This window comes from Streptomyces sp. NPDC048254, from assembly GCF_043201895.1.
In the GTDB taxonomy this organism is placed as follows: domain Bacteria; phylum Actinomycetota; class Actinomycetes; order Streptomycetales; family Streptomycetaceae; genus Streptomyces.
Genome location: NZ_JBICZJ010000027.1, coordinates 17,649 through 34,616, shown reverse-complemented (window position 1 = coordinate 34,616; position 16,968 = coordinate 17,649). Strand labels below are relative to the sequence as shown.

Sequence of the window (16,968 nt, the reverse complement as noted above, 5' to 3'; positions counted from 1 at the left end):
CGACCGCCCACCGAGCACCAGGAGCACCGCATGGCCACCGCACCGTCCGCCGCCTCCCGCATCGCCGTCGTCACCGGTGCGAGCAGCGGAATCGGCGCCGCGACCGCCCGAAAGCTCGCCGCCGCCGGTTACCGCGTGGTCCTCACCGCCCGCCGCGAGGACCGTATCGAGGCGCTGGCCAAGGAGATCAACCAGGCCGGCCAGCAGGCGACCGCCTACCCGCTGGACGTGACGGACCGCGCGGCCGTGGACGAGTTCGCGACCGCCTTCAAGACGATCGCCGTCCTCGTGAACAACGCCGGCGGAGCCCTCGGCGCCGACCCGGTGGCCACCGGCGACCCGGCGGACTGGCGCACGATGTACGAGACGAACGTCATCGGCACCCTCAACCTCACCCAGGCCCTGCTGCCCAGGCTGGAGGCGAGCGGCGACGGCACGGTGGTCGTCGTCTCCTCCACCGCCGGCCACGGCACCTACGAGGGCGGCGCCGGCTATGTCGCCGCCAAGCACGGCGCCCACGTCCTCGCCGAGACACTCCGCCTGGAGATCGTCGGCAAGCCGGTCCGGGTCATCGAGATCGCCCCCGGCATGGTCAAGACGGACGAGTTCGCGCTGACCCGCTTCGGCGGCGACGAGGAGAAGGCGGCGAAGGTCTACCAGGGCGTCGCCGAGCCCCTGACGGCCGACGACGTGGCGGACACGATCGCCTGGACGGTGACCCGCCCCAGCCACGTCAACATCGACCTCCTGGTGGTACGCCCCCGCGCCCAGGCCTCCAACTCCAAGGTCCACCGGGACCTGTGATGGAGGACCGTCCGGACGCCGACCCCGCGGCCGCCCTGGAAAACGACCTGGACAAGCGCCGCCTGGCACAGGAGACCAGGAACGAACGCCAGGTCTGGTACTTCCTGGCCTACTTCCTCTTCGGCATCCACTTCCTCGCCTTCGTGATGATCTACGCGGTCCATCACGCGAAGTAGACCGGCCGGCCGGCGGTGCCACGGCAGCGCCGGCTCTCAGCCCTTCACGCAGACGACCTGCTTCAGCTTCGCCACGACCTCCACCAGGTCCCGCTGCTGGTCGATGACCTGCTCGATCGGCTTGTACGCGCCCGGGATCTCGTCCACGACGCCGGAGTCCTTGCGGCACTCCACGCCCCGCGTCTGCTCCTCCAGGTCCTTCGTCGAGAAGCGCCGCTTCGCCGCGTTCCGGCTCATGCGCCGGCCCGCGCCGTGGGAAGCGGAGTTGAAGGACTTCTCGTTACCGAGGCCCTTCACGATGTACGACCCGGTCCCCATGGAGCCCGGGATGATGCCGTATTCCCCGGCCTGGGCGCTGATCGCACCCTTGCGGGTCACGAGCAGATCCATGCCTTCGTACCGCTCGCGGCTCACGTAGTTGTGGTGGCAGCTCACTTCATGTTCGAAGGTGACCTTGGCCTTCTTGAACTCCTTGCGGATCACGTCCTTGAGAAGGGCCATCATGAGCGACCGGTTGTACTTCGCATATTCCTGAGCCCAGTAGAGATCGTGCTCGTACGCCGCCATCTGCGGGGTGTCCGAGACGAAGACGGCGAGGTCGCGGTCGACCAGGCCCTGGTTGTGCGGGAGCTTCTGGGCCACCCCGATGTGGTGCTCGGCGAGTTCCTTGCCGATGTTCCGGGACCCGGAGTGCAGCATCAGCCACACAGAACCGGTCGTATCCGTGCAGATTTCGACAAAGTGGTTGCCAGATCCGAGCGTTCCCATCTGCTTATGTGCTCGCTCCTGACGGAATTTGACCGCATCCGCGACCCCGTCGAACCGCCCCCAGAGCTCCCCCCACCCGGCCGTCGCCAGCCCGTGGAAGTCCCCCGGCTCGACCGGATCGTCATGCATCCCCCGCCCCACCGGAATCGCCTGCTCGATCTTCGACCGCAGTCGCGACAGGTCCCCCGGCAGGTCGTTGGCGGTCAGTGACGTCTTCACCGCCGACATGCCGCAGCCGATGTCGACGCCGACCGCCGCCGGGCACACGGCCCCCTGCATGGCGATGACCGACCCGACCGTGGCGCCCTTCCCGTAGTGGACGTCCGGCATGACCGCCAGGCCCTTGATCCACGGCAGGGTCGCGACATTGCGCAGCTGCTGGAGCGCCACCTCCTCGACGGCGGCAGGGTCGGTCCACATCCGGATCGGTACCTTCGCGCCCGGCATCTCCACGTACGACATGGCTTCCTCAATTCCCCCGCGGACAATCAGATGAAAAGGACAAAAGACCTAATGAAGGCATAACGCAAATGCGCTGCCAAGGCCACCGAAATCAGACTTGGGACCGGCGTTCACCGCAGTGCGTGCGATACACATTGTCTCCAGGGGACGCCCCGCTGCGGCAAGCGATTAACCAGCGGGGACACTGGAGCAGGACCGAGCGACCCAGTGAACGGAAAGGAGCCTGACCGTGCAGCGGAAGGCGTACGCAACCGGCACCGCCGCCCTCCTCGCGGCCCTGCTGGCCGGCTGCACGAGCGGTTCCAGCGGTGGCGACGACATCAGCGACAAGAACGCGGACACCGGCACCTCGACCGTCGCCGCCCAGCCCGGCAAGTACCGCACCCTCCCCGAGCCCTGCGGCGCGGTCAGCCAGGACACCCTCGACTCGCTGCTCCCAGGCATCGCCCAGATCACCGACGAGGAGCAGCGCGACAAGGCGTACGCGGGCACGGCCACGCTCACCTACGACACGGACCGCAAGGTCGGCTGCCACTGGAAGGTCGAGTCCACCGACGCCACGGACCGGCTGTCCGTCGACTTCGAGCGCGTGGTGTCGTACGACAACGCGGTCAGTGACGACAACGAGGCGCAGACGATCTACACGCAGCGGGAGTCGGCGGCCGGCATCCCCGAGTCCGCGCCCCCGAGCGCCACCGAGTCGGAGTCGCCCTCCGGATCGCCGTCCGGGTCAGGGTCCGGGACACCGACCCCGTCCCCGTCGTCGTCCTCCGCGCCCACGTCCACGTCCCCCTCGGGATCCACCGGCACCTCCGCCTCGACGTCCGCGACGGCGTCCACCTCGGCCTCCGCCTCGACCCCTCCGGCCGACCTCCAGCCCCGCACCCTCGCCGACCTCGGTGACGAGGCGTATCTCGACGACCAGCTCAGCGGCTCCGGCTCGACGGCCGAACAGCGCACGGTGACTGTGGTGTTCCGCACGTCCAACGTCGTGGTGACCATCGAGTACGAGGAGCAGCCGATGGCCACCGGGACCGTCCCGGACAGCAAGGAACTGCAGGACAGGGCCCAGAATCTGGCCGCCCAGCTGGCCGAGGACCTCAACAGCTGAGTGCCCGGGCACGCCCTGTGCACCCCGCCCGCAAAGCCCGCGAACCGAAACCGCACAGCTTCCTCACCGCGTACCGTGGCCCCTCGGACCCGATCCGACCGCAGGAACCCCGAACGTATGAGTGAAGGAACCATGCAGCGAGTAGCAGTCCAGCGAGACGACCAGCGCGACCGGAACGAGCGGAACGCACAGCGACGGGCAGGGCGCCTGCGCCGCGGCCTCGTCTGTGCGGCCGCCGTCCCCGCCGTGGCGCTGTTCGCGGCGGCCTGCTCCTCGGACTCCGACGACGCCGCGAAGGAGACGGGCGGCGGCTCCAACCCGGCCACCGCCCCCGCCGACTCCGGCTCCGGCACCGGCACCGGCGCCGCCGCTTCGCCGACCGTTCAGGCGGCCAAGTACCAGAAGCTGCCGGAGCCGTGCGCGGTGCTGTCGAAGAAGACACTCACCGCCCTCGTACCGAAGGGTGCGAAGTCGGGCAAGGAGGGCGCTTCGGACGACGTGGCCACGCGGGGCAGCTGCTCCTGGAGCAGCCTGGACAACAACGGCGTCAAGGGCTCGCAGTTCCGCTGGCTCAACATCTCCTTCCTCCGCTTCGAGTCGGACACCAACCGTGGTTCCGGCGAGAAGCAGGCCGAGGCGTACTACGCGAGCCAGGTGCAGGAGGCGCAGTCCGTGACCGGCGCCAAGAACACCAAGTCGGAGCCGGTGGCCGGGACCGGTGACCAGGCGACCGTCGTGCACTACGACCTGAAGAAGAAGGAAGGCGCCTTCCGGCAGCAGACGGTCGTGGCACGGGTCGCGAACGTGGTCGTCACCGTCGACTACAACGGCGCGGGTCTGGCCGGTGAGAAAACCCCGGACGCGGGCACTCTCGCGAAGTCCGCGGAGAAGGCCGCCAAGGAGGCGGTGGCCTCGGTCGCGACGGCCAACGGCTCTGCCACGTCTCCGAGTTCACCTGCGGCAACGCCCTCGAAGCCGGCCTCCAAGTCGCCCTCCGCGAGTGCATCGGCCTCCAAGTCGTCAGCCAAGAAGGGCTGACCGGCAACACGCGCGCCGCACTGATGTGCCACCCTGTTGCGCGCAACAACACGCAAGGGGAGGGGAGTACGGGTGGCCGAGCGAATACAGCTGACTCGGATGCACCGCGTTCTCATCGGTGTGGTCGTGACCGGCGCGATGATCATCGCCGGAATCGGCTTCGCCGGCTCGTACGCGGCCGTCCGTGAGCTGGCCATCAAGAAGGGCTTCGGGAACTTCGCCTATGTCTTCCCGATCGGCATCGACGCGGGCATCTGCGTCCTGCTCGCCCTGGACCTGCTGCTGACCTGGATCCGCATCCCCTTCCCGCTGCTCCGGCAGACGGCCTGGCTGCTGACCGTGGCGACGATCGCCTTCAACGGCGCCGCGGCCTGGCCGGACCCGCTGGGCGTGGGCATGCACGCGGTGATCCCGATCCTGTTCGTGGTCGCGGTCGAGGCCGCCCGCCACGCGATCGGCCGGATCGCCGACATCACGGCGGACAAGCACATGGAGGGGGTCCGCCTCACCCGCTGGCTGCTCTCCCCGGTGCCCACGTTCCTGCTCTGGCGCCGGATGAAGCTGTGGGAGCTGCGCTCCTACGACCAGGTCATCAAGCTGGAGCAGGAACGTCTCGTCTACCAGGCGAGACTGCGCTCCCGCTTCGGCAGGGCCTGGCGCCGCAAGGCCCCGGTGGAGTCCCTGATGCCCCTGAGGCTGGCCCGCTACGGCGTCCCCCTGGCCCAGACGGCCCCGGAGGGCCTGGCGGCGGCGGGCATAGACCTGCCGGCGCTCCTGCCGGCCCCCGCACCCGCTCCGGCCGCCGCCGCGCCCGCGCCCGCTCCCGCTGCCGTCCCGCAGCAGGCGGCGCCTCCCGGCGAGCAGCGCCCCGAGCTGGTCCCCAGCCCCAACGCCGGGCAGCCCGCATACGCGTCGGAGCCCGAGCCGGAACCCGACCCGCAGCTGAACCCGTGGCTGCACGCGAGGGACCCCCAGCAGATCGAGTACCACGGCGACTACGACCCGACGTTCGAGCCCCAGTACACCGAGGAGCAGTACGCGGCCTGGCAGGCACAGCAGCAGTACGAGCAGGAGCAGTACCAGCGGGAGCAGTACCAGCGGGACCAGTACGAGCAGCAACTGGCCCGGCAGCAGCAGCAGTTCCCGCCCGCCCGGTTCGCGCAGGAGCAGTTCCCGCCGGAGCAGCAGTCGCTCCCCGAGGAGTCCCCGTCGGAGACGACCGGCAGCTTTCCCATCCCCTCCGGTCCCGGCCGCACCCGTGAACTCGGCGAGGGCGGTGGCCCCCCGGAGCCGACCGAGGAGGACTTCTACCTGGTCTTCAAGAAGTCGATAGACGGCGGCTACCCCAGTTCGAGCCAGTTCAGGGGCGACGTGGAGGCGACGTACGGCACCACCCTCCCGCAGCGCGAGGCGGAGCGCATGGTCAACCGCTTCACCAACCGCCACACGGCGGAACTGCAGGAAGACCACATCGCGTAGGACGCGCACGGCACGAAGAACATGAAGAAGGGGCCCTCCGCCGAAGAGGGCCCCTTCTTCGTGCTCATGCCGATGCCGGCTTACTCCCCGAGCAGGACCCGCACCCGCTCCTGCCCCACGGCGAGCAGCAGCGTGGGCAGCCGGGGCCCGGTGTCGCGCCCCACCAGCAGGTGGTAGAGCAGCGCGAAGAACGTCCGCTGGGCCGTCTTGATCTCGGCCGGCAGCTCCTTGGGCGTCGCGTCGGCGGAGAACCCGGCCTGCACCTTGGGCACGCCGTACACGAGGTGCGTCAGCCCGTCCAGCGACCAGTGTTCGGCGAGCCCGTCGAGCAGCAGCCGTACCGACTGCAGGGACGCCTCGTCGAGGGACTTCAGCAGCTCGGCGTCCGGCTCGTCCCGCACGATGGTGCGCTGGTCGGCCGGTACCTGGGTGTTGATCCAGGCCTCGGCCTTGGCGTACCGCGGCCGTGCCTCGTCCACCGATCCCAGCGGGTTGGCCGGGTCCAGCTCGCTGAGGATCCGCAGCGCCTGGTCCTCGTGCCCGGCGGTGATGTCGGCGACCGACGCCAGCGTCCGGTACGGCAGCGGTCGCGGGGTCCGCGGCAGCTCACCGGCGGCGGTGCCCACCGCGCGCGCGTGCGCGGCGACGTCGGCGGGCAGCGCGGCGCCCTCGGCCACCTTCGCGTCCAGCTTGTCCCACTCGTCGTAGAGCCGCTGGATCTCCTGGTCGAAGGCGATCTTGAAGGACTGGTTGGGCCGGCGGCGGGCGTAGAGCCAGCGCAGGATCTGCGGCTCCATGATCTTCAGCGCGTCGGCGGGCGTGGGCACGCCGCCGCGCGAGGACGACATCTTCGCCATCCCGCTGATGCCGACGAACGCGTACATCGGCCCGATGGGCTGCTGCCCGCCGAAGATCCCGACGATCTGCCCGCCCACCTGGAAGCTCGACCCCGGCGACGAGTGGTCGACACCGCTCGGCTCGAAGATGACGCCCTCGTACGCCCAGCGCATCGGCCAGTCGACCTTCCAGACCAGCTTGCCCCGGTTGAACTCGCTCAGCCGGACGGTCTCCGTGAACCCGCACGCGGTGCAGACGTAGCTCAGCTCGGTGGTGTCGTCGTCGTAGGACGTGACGGTGGTCAGGTCCTTTCCGCAGCCGCCGCAGTACGGCTTGTACGGGAAGTACCCGGCGGAGCCCGCGGAACCGTCGTCCTCGCTCGCCGCGCCCGACCCCTCCGCCGCCTCCAGCTCGGCCTCGTCGACGGCCTTCTGCTGCTGCTTCTTCGCGGGGGCCTTCTTGGTCCGGTACTGGTCGAGGATGGCGTCGATGTCACCGCGGTGCTTCATGGCGTGCAGGATCTGCTCCCGGTACACCCCGGAGGTGTACTGGGCGGTCTGGCTGATCCCGTCGAACTCCACGCCCAGCTCGGCCAGCGACTCGGTCATCGCGGCCTTGAAGTGCTCGGCCCAGTTCGGGTACGCGGAGCCCTTCGGGGCGGGGACGGAGGTGAGCGGCTTGCCGATGTGCTCCGCCCAGGACTCGTCGACCCCAGCGACACCGGCCGGCACCTTGCGGTAGCGGTCGTAGTCGTCCCAGGAGATCAGGTGCCGGACCTGGTGCCCGCGCCGCCGGGCCTCGTCGGCGACCAGGTGCGGGGTCATGACCTCGCGCAGGTTGCCGAGGTGGATGGGGCCGGACGGGGAGAGCCCGGACGCGACGACCACAGGTTTGCCCGGGGCCCGACGCTCCGACTCCTCGATGACCTCATCCGCGAAACGGGAGACCCAGTCGGTGGTCTCGGTGCTCTGAGCCACGATCGGCACGTCCTTCTTTCTGACACGGGACAGCCGGTACGGTCGCACGGCTGACCGCTCTATTGTCCCCGCCGAGGTGGAATCCACGAAAACGGGTTATCGACACGCCCCTGATCGGCGACGCGGCCGCCGCCCAGGGGCTCGGGGCTGTATCGACGGGCGGCTCCGCCGCGCGGGCGCGACCGCGAGGCGATGGATCGTTGCCGGCTGGGCAGCCGACCCAGGGGCGCCGACGCGGCCTGTCAGCGCCGGGCTGTGCAGCCGACCCAGGGGCGCGGGGAACTGCGCGACCAGCCCCCACACACCCGCACCCGGCCCGCCCACCGCACCCCCGAGCTCTCACCCGCAAAAACCCCTTTACCCCCCGTGAAATACTGGTCCCGTCCACCCGCACCCACGAGGAGAACGGCTCCCACCCCATGGCCTCGGTCACGTCGCTCACCGATCTCGTCAATCAGCGTCTCGCGGACGCCCTCTCGGCAGCCCTGCCGGAGGCCCCCGTCGACCCGCTGCTGCGACGCAGCGACCGGGCCGACTTCCAGGCGAACGGCATCCTCGCCGCCGCCAAGAAGGCCAAGGCCAACCCCCGGGAGCTGGCGACGCAGGTCGTCTCGAACATCACCACCGGCGCGGACCTGATCCAGGACGTCGAGGTCTCCGGCCCCGGCTTCCTCAACATCACCCTCTCCGACAAGGCGATCACCGAGAACCTCGCCGCGCGGTACGTGGACGGCGGCCGGCTCGGCGTGGCGGCCAAGGAGAACCCGGGCATCACGGTCATCGACTACGCCCAGCCGAACGTCGCCAAGGAGATGCACGTCGGCCACCTGCGCTCCGCGGTGATCGGCGACGCCCTGCGCGGCATGCTCGACTTCACCGGCGAGCAGACGATCGGCCGGCACCACATCGGCGACTGGGGCACCCAGTTCGGCATGCTCATCCAGTACCTGATCGAGAACCCGGACGAACTGTCCCCGGAGACCGACACGGACGGCGAGCAGGCCATGTCGAACCTGAACCGGGTCTACAAGGCGTCCCGGGCGGTCTTCGACGCGGACGAGAACTTCAAGGAGCGGGCCCGGAAGCGGGTGGTCGCCCTCCAGTCCGGCGACAAGGAGACGCTGGACCTGTGGCAGCGGTTCGTGGACGAGTCGAAGGTCTACTTCTACTCGGTCTTCGAGAAGCTCGACATGGAGATCCGGGACGACGAGATCGTCGGCGAGTCGGCGTACAACGACGGCATGCCCGAGACCGCCCGCCTCCTGGAGGAGATGGGCGTCGCGGTCCGCTCCGAGGGCGCGCTCGTGGTCTTCTTCGACGAGATCCGGGGCAAGGACGACCAGCCGGTCCCGCTGATCGTGCAGAAGGCGGACGGCGGCTTCGGCTACGCGGCCTCGGACCTGACGGCGATCCGCAACCGGGTCACCGACCTGCACGCCACCTCGCTGCTCTACGTCGTGGACGTGCGTCAGTCGCTGCACTTCAAGATGGTCTTCGAGACGGCGCGGCGGGCGGGCTGGCTCACCGACGACGTGACCGCCCACAACATGGGCTACGGCACGGTGCTGGGTGCGGACGGCAAGCCGTTCAAGACGCGTGAGGGTGAGACCGTACGGCTGGAGGACCTGCTGGACGAGGCGGTGCAGCGGGCCGCCGAGGTCGTCCGGGAGAAGGCGCAGGACCTCACCGAGGCGGAGATCCAGGAGCGGGCCCAGCAGGTCGGCATCGGTGCCGTGAAGTACGCGGACCTGTCGACGTCGCCCAGCCGGGACTACAAGTTCGACCTGGACCAGATGGTCTCGCTGAACGGCGATACGTCCGTCTACCTCCAGTACGCGTACGCCCGTATCCAGTCGATCCTCCGCAAGGCGGGGGACGTCCGGCCCGCCGCGCACCCGGAGCTGGAACTGCACGCGGCGGAGCGGGCGCTGGGCCTGCACCTGGACGCGTTCGGCGACACGGTCTTCGAGGCGGCGGCGGAGTACGCCCCGCACAAGCTGGCCGCGTACCTGTACCAGCTGGCGTCGCTGTACACGTCGTTCTACGACAAGTGCCCGGTGCTGAAGGCCGACACCCCCGCCCAGGTGGAGAACCGCCTCCTCCTGTGCGACCTGACGGCCCGCACCCTCCACCAGGGCATGGCCCTGCTGGGCATCCGGACGCCCGAGCGGCTCTGAGGCTCTGAAGCCGCCCGGGCGTTCCGGGCGGCTCAGCAGTAGGCGTTGAAGTCCCAGAACGCGGCCTTGGTCGCCGGTCCCGCGACGCCGTCGACGGCAAGGTTGTAGCCGTACTGGTTCAGGTAGCGCTGCAGCGCCCTGATCGTGTTCGGTCCGACGACCCCGTCGACGGTACCGGCGCCGAGGCCCTGGTCGTTGAACATCTGCTGAGCCGCCTTCCAGCTGTTGGTGCCCAGCTGCCCGTCGATCGTGCCGGGGTTGTAGCCCCACCTGGCCAGCCAGCACTGCCAGTTCGCGGCGTGGGCGGTGTCCAGGCCGAGGTTGTTCACCGCCTGGATGGCCGCGGTCCGGGAACTCACCGCGGCCTTGGCGGCCGGCTGCGAGGCCGCGAAACCCGTGCTCGCGGTCGCCAGGCTTCCTGCGGCGAGCCCCGCCACGGCGGCGACACTGACGAGGGTCCTGGTCATGACGTTCGATCGCATGCGTTCCTCTTTCCGGTCGCGAGAACAGATCGACACGAGCGTGCGGGCCGGACGACGGCGGAAGCCACACCTCCCCCACAAGTGACGGCCGGGCGGGACGCCGTACCCGTTGACCTGCGCGAAGGCCGTCCGACGCGGCGGTACGGCAGGACGGCCACCGCCGGACTCATACGGGCACCGCGCCCGATCCGTCAGCCGGACAGGGACGAACGATCGGGGGGATCATGTCACGTCACGGGAAAGCGCTGCCTGTCGAACTGGAGCCGTGCTTACGGCAGTTGATCGTCCGGTTGCGCCGGCTGAAGGAGCGCAGCGGGCTGAGTCTGCACCGGCTGGCGTCGCACACCGGATACAGCCCGAAGTCCTGGGAGCGCTATCTGGCGGGCCGTTCGCTGCCGCCCCCGGAGGCGGTGGCGGCGCTGGCCCGGCTCGGCGGCGGCGATCCGGTGGGGCTGCTCGCGCTGCACGAGGTGGCGGCCCGGGGCGGCGGCGCGGAGGCGGTGCCCGCCGCCCTGCGCGCGTTACGGGACCGCACCGGGCTGAGCCTGGCGGGGCTGGCGGCGCGGACGACGTTCAGCAAGTCGTCCTGGCAGCGCTATCTGGGCGGCCGCGCCCTGCCGCCGCGCGCGGCCGTGGAGCAGCTGTGCGCCCTGGCCGGGGAGCCGGCGGGGCGCTGTCTGGCACTGCGGGAGGTGGTCGCGGCGCAGGGGTACGGCGAAGGTTGACCGGAACACTTCATGTGGTCGCCAACGTCGTTGTCAGTGGGCGCCTTTACAGTCTGTGCCATGGCGACTCTTCCCAACCCGCTGCCCAAGCTGGCGACCGACCCGAGCGGTCGTTCCCTGGGGCTCCAACTGCCGCCCGGCGCACTGCTGGACGAGACCCTCGACGGCCCGTGGCACCAGCCGTTGCTGTGGTACGCGGGGCAGCCCGCCGGTCCCGGGACCTGGACGGCGCTGGGCGCCCCGGCCGGCCGCGCGGGGCTGCTGCCGGTGCTCATCGACGTGTCCGAGGTCGACGACTGGGACTTCGCGCCCGAGGAGACGTCGTACCCCGGGGACCACGACGCCGACGAGGTGCTGGAGGACTACTGGGAGGAGGACCCGCCGAACGGCGAGGAGTGGCCGGGGCTCGCCCTCGCCCCGACGCTGGTCGCCGACCCGGACGCACGGGCCGCCGATGTCGCCGACGCGCTGAGCCTGGGGCGGCCCTGGCTGAAGGAGCCGCACCTGGCGCTGGTGTCGGCCCGGCGCAGCGCGGACATACCAGCGGCCATCGGCTGGAGCGGGCCGGTGAACTACGAGGAGGACGTGGCCCGGCTGTGCGCGGTGCTGCGCTCCTGGGAGGACCGCTTCGGGATACGGGTGGTGGCCCTCGGCCTGGACCATCTCGCCGTCTCCGTGGCCGCACCGCCCGCCGACCTCGACGAGGCGGAGGCGGTGGCCGCCGAGCACTTCGCGTTCTGCCCGTACAGCGTGCTGCCCGGCGCCGACGACACCCTGTCGTCGTACGCCGAGCAGCTGGTGGGCGAGCGGCTGTGGCACTTCTGGTGGGACTGAGCCGCCTCAGCGGCTGAGCTCAGCCGCTGAGCCCGGCGGCCAGCCTGCGCAGTCCCTCTGCGATCTCCTCCGGAGTCTGGGTCACGAAGCACAGCCGCAGGGTGGAGCGGTCGGGGTCGGCGGCGTAGAAGGGCTCACCGGGGACGTAGGCCACGTCGTGCTCCACCACCCGGCGGAGCAGGGCGGTGGTGTCGTACGGCTCCGGGAGCCGGGCCCAGAGGAACATGCCGCCCTCGGGCCGGTTCCAGGTGGAGCCGGCCGGCAGGGCGTCGGCGAGGCCGGCCAGCATGGCGTCCCGGCGTGCGCCGTACACGGCGCGCACGCTGGCGACATGGTCGTCCAGGACGTCCAGGTACCGGGCGGCGGCGAGCTGGTTGAGGGTGGGGGTGTGCAGGTCGGCCGCCTGCTTGGCCACCGCGCAGGCGCGGCGCAGTGCGCCGGGGGCGCGGAGCCAGCCGAGGCGCAGGCCGGGTGCCATCACCTTGGAGAAGGAGCCGAGCAGGACCACCCGGTCCGCGGCGCCGGGGAAGGACGCGATCCAGGGGACGCGCTCGCCGTCGTAGCGGAGTTCGCCGTAGGGGTCGTCCTCGATGATCCACAGGCCGTGCCGGGCGGCGGTCGTGGCGAGGGCGGCGCGGCGGACGGCGGGCATGGTGCGGCCGGTGGGGTTCTGGAAGGTCGGGACGAGGTAGAGGAATTTGGGCCGCTCGGCGCGGATGAGTTCCTCCAGGGCGGCCGGGTCGACGCCGTCCGCGTCGCCCGGGACGGGCAGGATCCGGGCGCCGGCCAGCCCGAAGACCTGAAGTGCCGCCAGATAGCAGGGGCTTTCGACGAGGACCGTGTCGCCGGGGTCTATCAGCGCGCTCGCCAGGAGGGACAGGGCCTGCTGGGAGCCGGTGGTGACGAGCAGGTCGTCGGGGTCGGTGGGCAGGCCCTGTGCGGTGGCGCGCGCCGCCAGCCCGGACCTCAGGGCCGGCTCGCCCTCCGTCGTCGAGTACTGCAACGCCCGTTCCGGCGACTCCTCCAGCACCGTCCGGAAGGCGGCCGCGATGCCCTCCCGGTCGAAGAGTTCGGGGGCCGGCAGCCCGCCCGCGAAGTTGATCACCTCGGGGCGTGCGGTCACCGCGAGGATCTCCCGCACCGGCGAACCGCCGACGGCATGGGCCCGGGCCGCGAGCGGCGGCAGGGCGGCTGGGGCACTGGTGACGGTCATGGACGGCTCCTCGGGCTGATCCTCGTCTTGGCCGGAGCCTAGAGAGGTGGATGCCCTCTACACCCGTGATTCCGCGATACGGACGAAGGACGCCCGGGCACCGGATCCGGGTGTGCGGGCGTCCCGTCCCGCCGTCCCAAGGAGTGGGATCCGTGCAGGTCGGAGGCGTGGACCGGGTTCACTCGTCCCGAATCACCGGTGCGCTCTGGCGGTCCGGGCCCTCCGCCCCACAGGCTGAGGGCACACCGAGATCGCCGACCAGGCCGAGCACCCCGAGCACGCCGACGACATCAAGGGAGCCCTCGCATGTCCGCCACGCGCCCCACCCCGGCCGCCGGCCGCCGCCGTCTCCTGGCGGCGGCCGCCCTGGCGCTGGTCGCCGCGACCGTCCTCGGCGGCTGCCGGGACGGCGAGGGCGTACGCGACGAGGGCCCCTCCGCCGCGTCCCTGCCTCACCCCGTCGACGACGCGGTCCGCCAGGCCTCGCCGCCCAGCGGGAACTCGTAGGCGGGCCGCCCGTTGTTGCCGCTCGTGCGGAACGGCCGCCCCTTGTCGTCGATCCGCAGCGTCCCGTGCCGCGACCCGCTGGACCAGGACAGCTCCAGGTACCAGCCCACGTAGTACGCCGAGGCGTCGGCCCTGATGTAGAACACCTCGGGGTCCGACTCGCTCACCTTGAACGGGAAGTCCCGGTGCCCCGACTCGGGCACGACCGCCGGCCGCATCGCGTCCAGAGCGACGGTGAAGGAGCGGGTGGGCACGTTCCCGCCGCAGCCGACGCCCGGATACCCCATCGCGTAGTCGTTCCAGGCGAGCGGCGAACTCCGCTCCGCCGTACGGACCGTGAGGCCCTCCAGCACCACGGACCCGGTGCCGCTGCCCTGCACGGTCAGCGTGACGTACTGCTCCCCCGAGGAGACCGCCTGGTGCGCGGTCACCCACGCGGTCGCGTCGGTCTCCAGAGGCGGCGGTGCCACGTGGGCCGGGTCCCGGTCGATCAGGTAGTGCTGGGAGCAGGGGCTTTCCCAGCTGTAGGGCTGGGTGTTGACGGTGAGCGGGGGTGCGGCCGTGCCGTCGTCCGCGGTGGGCGAGGAACCGGCCGTGGCGGTGTCCTCGGCCGGACCGGCGGCCGGGGCCGAGGACGAGGCGGAGGGGGTCTTCGAGGCGGCGGACGAGCCGGGCGTCGGCGCCGTCGAGGAGCGGTACGTGCGGTGCGGAGCGGCGCCGGCCGCGGCGGTGGCGCCCGCGGGCCCCGCGTTCTTCGCGTCCGTCCCGCCGGAGGGCAGGCGTACGGCGGCGACGGCGGCGCCGAGCAGGACGACGACCGCGATCCCGGCGAGGAGCGCGGGCCGCGGAACACGCCGACCACGCCCGGCGGCACCCGGCCCGACCACCACCTCCGCCACCGGCTCCGGGTCCGACTCCGGTTCCGGCACCGGCACCGGCTCCGCTGTCACGACCACCTCGGCCGCCTTCTCAGTCTTCTCGTCCTTCTCCTGCTTCTCCGGCTTCTCCGGCTTCTCCGGCTTCTCCGGCTTCTCCGGCTTCTCCGGCGCGTCCGCCTTCCGCCCCCGCACCGCATCCGCCAGCACCCACTGCCGGTGCAGTTCGACGAGTTCCTCGGGGCCGGCCTTGCAGAGCCGGGCGAGGCGTTCCACCGGGGCGTAGTCCGCCGGTACGGCGTCCCCGTTGCAGTAGCGGTGCAGGGTCGAGGTGCTCATGTGCAGCCGCTTGGCGAGCGTGCCGTAACTCAGTCCCGAGCGGTCCTTCAGCTCCCGCAGCAACTCCGCGAAGCCGCTTCCCGCAGCACTGTCCGACACGGTTCCTCCGTCCCCCGACATCCCGTTCCCGCGTTCCAGGGAAGGGATGTTCTCCCAGGTCAAAGCCGGTATGGCCGTTCCAGCGTCCCTGATCGTCCGGTAACTGTGGCGGACGGGACGGAGCGGCCCGCAGGCTGTGGCCATCCAAGCACGCCGCCACTCGAAAGAGGATTCGCCATGCGTACCGCCCGCCGTGTCCGCCTGCTCGCCGCCACCGGCGCCGCCGTCGCCGCTCTCGCCCTCACGGCATGCGAGAACGGAACCGGCGCACGGGACGAGGGAGCCTCCCGGTCGACGACGACCGCGTCGACGCAGACGGCAGCAACGCCGAAGCCCTCGGAAACCGCCGACGGCGGCACGGGCACCGGGGCGGGCACAACCACCGGCACCGGCACCGGCAAGTCGACGTCCGCGCCCGTGAGCGACACGGCCACGAAGACGCCGAGCGGCGGCGGGGGCGGCGGCAAGTCCACCACCGTCCCCACCGTCCTCTGCAACGGCTCCAACAGCACCGTCACCGTCCAGCCGCTCTCCCGCCCGCTGAACCACATGCTGATCACGGTGAAGAACACCGGCAGCAGGACCTGCTACCTGACCTACTACCCCGTGCTCCGCTTCGACGAGATGCAGTGGGTCCCGCAGCCCGCCGAGGAGACCCACCCGCAGGCGGTCACCACCCTCGCCCCGGGCGAGTCCGGGTACGCTGGCGTGCTGCTGTCCGCGGCCGACGGCAGCGGCGACGGCGGTACGACCGGCCGCAAGCTGGTCGTCGCCTTCCAGGGCATGTCCCCGAACAGCAACGGCGGCGCCTCGGCGACATCGTCGCTGCCGGCGAAGGGCGTGTACTACGACAGCTCGCTGCGGGTGACGTACTGGCAGCAGGACCGGGACGACGCCCTCGACTGGTGAGCCGGTGGCCCGAGTTGTCTCATGAAAGTGCCCGCTGTGAGATCTCACAGCGGGCACCGCCCTTGCGCCTCGGGCTCAGCCGAGCATCCGCGCGGCCTCGACCGCCCAGTAGGTGAGGATGTTCTGTGCGCCGGCGCGCTTGATGCCGGTCAGGGTCTCCAGGATGGCCCGGTCGCGGTCGATCCAGCCCTTCTCGGCGGCGGCCTCGACCATCGAGTACTCGCCGGAGATCTGGTAGGCGGCGACCGGCACGTCCACGGCGTCGGCGACCCGGGCGAGGACGTCCAGGTAGGGCCCGGCCGGCTTGACCATCACCATGTCGGCCCCCTCCTCCAGGTCAAGGGCCAGCTCCCGCATGGACTCCCGCACGTTGGCCGGGTCCTGCTGGTAGGTCTTCCGGTCCCCCTGCAGCGAGGACCCGACGGCCTCCCGGAAGGGCCCGTAGAAGGCGGAGGCGTACTTGGCGGTGTAGGCGAGGACGGCGACGTCCTCCCGCCCGATCTGGTCGAGGGCGTCACGGACGACGCCGATCTGCCCGTCCATCATCCCGCTGGGCCCGACGACGTGGGCGCCCGCGTCGGCCTGCACCTGGGCCATCTCGGCGTACCGCTCCAGAGTGGCGTCGTTGTCGACGCGCCCCTCGGCGTCCAGCACCCCGCAGTGTCCGTGGTCGGTGGTCTCGTCGAGGCAGAGGTCGGACATCACGAGCAGTTCGTCGCCGACCTCGGCCCGCACGTCCCTCAGCGCGACCTGGAGAATCCCGTCCGGGTCGGTGCCGGGCGTCCCGAGGGCGTCCTTCTTGTCCTCTTCCGGGACCCCGAACAGCATGATCGCGGAGATGCCCGCCTCGACGGCCTCCAGGGCCGCCTTCTTCAGGGTGTCGCGGGTGTGCTGGACGACGCCGGGCATGGCGGCGATCGGTACCGGTTCGGTGACGCCCTCGCGCACGAACGCCGGGAGGATGAAGTCCGCGGGGTGCAGCCGGGTCTCGGCGACCATGCGCCGCATGACGGGGGTGGTCCGCAGCCGACGCGGCCGCGTGCCGGGGAAGGAGCCGTACTTCGTCATGTGCCCTACGCTACGCCCGTCATCCGGGCACGCTTGCCGACGTGGCGTCGGTGTCTATGACGCGCGCCGATAGGGGCGCGGGGAACTG

The 16,968-nt window shown here is 71.1% G+C and carries 16 protein-coding genes; 10 read left to right on the top strand and 6 right to left on the bottom strand.

Annotation, left to right across the window (positions count from 1 at the left end; translation table 11 throughout):
* Window positions 1–30: 30 nt before the first annotated feature.
* Together ACGFZQ_RS46585 and ACGFZQ_RS46580 are read left to right on the top strand one after the other, a co-directional pair.
* On the top strand, window positions 31–804 hold the full coding sequence (locus tag ACGFZQ_RS46585) for an SDR family NAD(P)-dependent oxidoreductase (protein ID WP_393845608.1): 774 nt from the start codon (window positions 31–33) through the stop codon (window positions 802–804).
* Window positions 804–980: a hypothetical protein gene (locus ACGFZQ_RS46580; protein ID WP_393845607.1), complete on the top strand. Its 177-nt coding sequence runs from the start codon at window positions 804–806 to the stop codon at window positions 978–980. The genes ACGFZQ_RS46585 and ACGFZQ_RS46580 overlap by 1 nt, the downstream gene beginning before the upstream one ends.
* Window positions 981–1,016: 36 nt before the next feature.
* On the opposite strand, the gene ACGFZQ_RS46575 is transcribed toward ACGFZQ_RS46580, so the two are convergent.
* Window positions 1,017–2,210 (bottom strand): RtcB family protein, encoded by a 1,194-nt coding sequence (locus ACGFZQ_RS46575; protein ID WP_393845606.1) that lies wholly within the window; start codon window positions 2,208–2,210, stop codon window positions 1,017–1,019.
* 229 nt (window positions 2,211–2,439) lie between these two features.
* Between ACGFZQ_RS46575 and ACGFZQ_RS46570 the strand changes: the two genes are divergently transcribed.
* The 3 genes from ACGFZQ_RS46570 to ACGFZQ_RS46560 all read left to right on the top strand — a co-directional run bounded on the left by ACGFZQ_RS46570 (window position 2,440) and on the right by ACGFZQ_RS46560 (window position 5,838).
* Window positions 2,440–3,321 (top strand): DUF3558 domain-containing protein, encoded by an 882-nt coding sequence (locus ACGFZQ_RS46570; protein ID WP_393845605.1) that lies wholly within the window; start codon window positions 2,440–2,442, stop codon window positions 3,319–3,321.
* Between the two features lie 117 nt (window positions 3,322–3,438).
* A complete protein-coding gene (locus ACGFZQ_RS46565) occupies window positions 3,439–4,359 on the top strand; it encodes a DUF3558 family protein (RefSeq protein WP_393845604.1) in 921 nt (306 codons plus the stop codon).
* A gap of 99 nt (window positions 4,360–4,458) precedes the next feature.
* Window positions 4,459–5,838: a DUF2637 domain-containing protein gene (locus ACGFZQ_RS46560; protein WP_393845603.1), complete on the top strand. Its 1,380-nt coding sequence runs from the start codon at window positions 4,459–4,461 to the stop codon at window positions 5,836–5,838.
* 80 nt (window positions 5,839–5,918) lie between these two features.
* Here ACGFZQ_RS46560 and lysS read toward each other — a convergent pair whose 3' ends face one another.
* Window positions 5,919–7,661, bottom strand: coding sequence for a lysine--tRNA ligase (gene lysS, locus ACGFZQ_RS46555; protein ID WP_393845602.1), 1,743 nt, complete (start codon window positions 7,659–7,661; stop codon window positions 5,919–5,921).
* A gap of 410 nt (window positions 7,662–8,071) precedes the next feature.
* Between lysS and argS the strand changes: the two genes are divergently transcribed.
* Window positions 8,072–9,829: an arginine--tRNA ligase gene (gene argS / locus ACGFZQ_RS46550; RefSeq protein ID WP_393845601.1), complete on the top strand. Its 1,758-nt coding sequence runs from the start codon at window positions 8,072–8,074 to the stop codon at window positions 9,827–9,829.
* A gap of 32 nt (window positions 9,830–9,861) precedes the next feature.
* Here argS and ACGFZQ_RS46545 read toward each other — a convergent pair whose 3' ends face one another.
* The gene (locus tag ACGFZQ_RS46545; protein ID WP_393845600.1) at window positions 9,862–10,311 is read right to left on the bottom strand and encodes a peptidoglycan-binding protein; all 450 of its coding nucleotides are present in this window, start codon (window positions 10,309–10,311) and stop codon (window positions 9,862–9,864) included.
* A gap of 224 nt (window positions 10,312–10,535) precedes the next feature.
* Between ACGFZQ_RS46545 and ACGFZQ_RS46540 the strand changes: the two genes are divergently transcribed.
* A complete protein-coding gene (locus ACGFZQ_RS46540; protein ID WP_393845599.1) occupies window positions 10,536–11,036 on the top strand; it encodes a helix-turn-helix domain-containing protein in 501 nt (166 codons plus the stop codon).
* A gap of 60 nt (window positions 11,037–11,096) precedes the next feature.
* On the top strand, window positions 11,097–11,870 hold the full coding sequence (locus ACGFZQ_RS46535; RefSeq protein ID WP_393845598.1) for a DUF4253 domain-containing protein: 774 nt from the start codon (window positions 11,097–11,099) through the stop codon (window positions 11,868–11,870).
* A 19-nt stretch (window positions 11,871–11,889) separates the two neighbouring features.
* On the opposite strand, the gene ACGFZQ_RS46530 is transcribed toward ACGFZQ_RS46535, so the two are convergent.
* Window positions 11,890–13,083, bottom strand: a complete 1,194-nt coding sequence (locus ACGFZQ_RS46530) for a PLP-dependent aminotransferase family protein (RefSeq protein ID WP_393845597.1) — start codon at window positions 13,081–13,083, stop codon at window positions 11,890–11,892.
* 306 nt (window positions 13,084–13,389) lie between these two features.
* On the opposite strand from ACGFZQ_RS46530, the gene ACGFZQ_RS46525 reads away from it, so the two are divergent.
* The gene (locus ACGFZQ_RS46525; protein WP_382535771.1) at window positions 13,390–13,590 is read left to right on the top strand and encodes a hypothetical protein; all 201 of its coding nucleotides are present in this window, start codon (window positions 13,390–13,392) and stop codon (window positions 13,588–13,590) included.
* Here the strand turns inward: ACGFZQ_RS46525 and ACGFZQ_RS46520 are convergent.
* On the bottom strand, window positions 13,536–14,903 hold the full coding sequence (locus ACGFZQ_RS46520; RefSeq protein ID WP_393845596.1) for a helix-turn-helix domain-containing protein: 1,368 nt from the start codon (window positions 14,901–14,903) through the stop codon (window positions 13,536–13,538). The two genes, ACGFZQ_RS46525 and ACGFZQ_RS46520, sit on opposite strands and share 55 nt — an antisense overlap.
* A 177-nt stretch (window positions 14,904–15,080) precedes the next feature.
* Between ACGFZQ_RS46520 and ACGFZQ_RS46515 the strand changes: the two genes are divergently transcribed.
* Window positions 15,081–15,812 (top strand): DUF4232 domain-containing protein, encoded by a 732-nt coding sequence (locus ACGFZQ_RS46515; RefSeq protein ID WP_393845595.1) that lies wholly within the window; start codon window positions 15,081–15,083, stop codon window positions 15,810–15,812.
* Window positions 15,813–15,887: 75 nt separating this feature from the next.
* Here ACGFZQ_RS46515 and hemB read toward each other — a convergent pair whose 3' ends face one another.
* A complete protein-coding gene (gene hemB, locus ACGFZQ_RS46510; RefSeq protein WP_382535762.1) occupies window positions 15,888–16,880 on the bottom strand; it encodes a porphobilinogen synthase in 993 nt (330 codons plus the stop codon).
* Window positions 16,881–16,968 lie beyond the last annotated feature (88 nt).

Excerpts from the sequence above, each read along its gene's own strand:
- ACGFZQ_RS46545 (WP_393845600.1), bottom strand. The coding sequence starts at position 10,311 with ATGCGATCGAACGTCATGACCAGGACCCTCGTCAGTGTCGCCGCCGTG.
- ACGFZQ_RS46585 (WP_393845608.1), top strand. The coding sequence starts at position 31 with ATGGCCACCGCACCGTCCGCCGCCTCCCGCATCGCCGTCGTCACCGGT.
- ACGFZQ_RS46515 (WP_393845595.1), top strand. The coding sequence starts at position 15,081 with ATGCGTACCGCCCGCCGTGTCCGCCTGCTCGCCGCCACCGGCGCCGCC.
- ACGFZQ_RS46575 (WP_393845606.1), bottom strand. The coding sequence starts at position 2,210 with ATGTCGTACGTGGAGATGCCGGGCGCGAAGGTACCGATCCGGATGTGG.
- ACGFZQ_RS46565 (WP_393845604.1), top strand. The coding sequence starts at position 3,439 with ATGAGTGAAGGAACCATGCAGCGAGTAGCAGTCCAGCGAGACGACCAG.
- ACGFZQ_RS46560 (WP_393845603.1), top strand. The coding sequence starts at position 4,459 with ATGCACCGCGTTCTCATCGGTGTGGTCGTGACCGGCGCGATGATCATC.
- ACGFZQ_RS46580 (WP_393845607.1), top strand. The coding sequence starts at position 804 with ATGGAGGACCGTCCGGACGCCGACCCCGCGGCCGCCCTGGAAAACGAC.
- argS (WP_393845601.1), top strand. The coding sequence starts at position 8,072 with ATGGCCTCGGTCACGTCGCTCACCGATCTCGTCAATCAGCGTCTCGCG.
- hemB (WP_382535762.1), bottom strand. The coding sequence starts at position 16,880 with ATGACGAAGTACGGCTCCTTCCCCGGCACGCGGCCGCGTCGGCTGCGG.
- ACGFZQ_RS46530 (WP_393845597.1), bottom strand. The coding sequence starts at position 13,083 with ATGACCGTCACCAGTGCCCCAGCCGCCCTGCCGCCGCTCGCGGCCCGG.
- ACGFZQ_RS46525 (WP_382535771.1), top strand. The coding sequence starts at position 13,390 with ATGTCCGCCACGCGCCCCACCCCGGCCGCCGGCCGCCGCCGTCTCCTG.
- ACGFZQ_RS46535 (WP_393845598.1), top strand. The coding sequence starts at position 11,097 with ATGGCGACTCTTCCCAACCCGCTGCCCAAGCTGGCGACCGACCCGAGC.
- ACGFZQ_RS46540 (WP_393845599.1), top strand. The coding sequence starts at position 10,536 with ATGTCACGTCACGGGAAAGCGCTGCCTGTCGAACTGGAGCCGTGCTTA.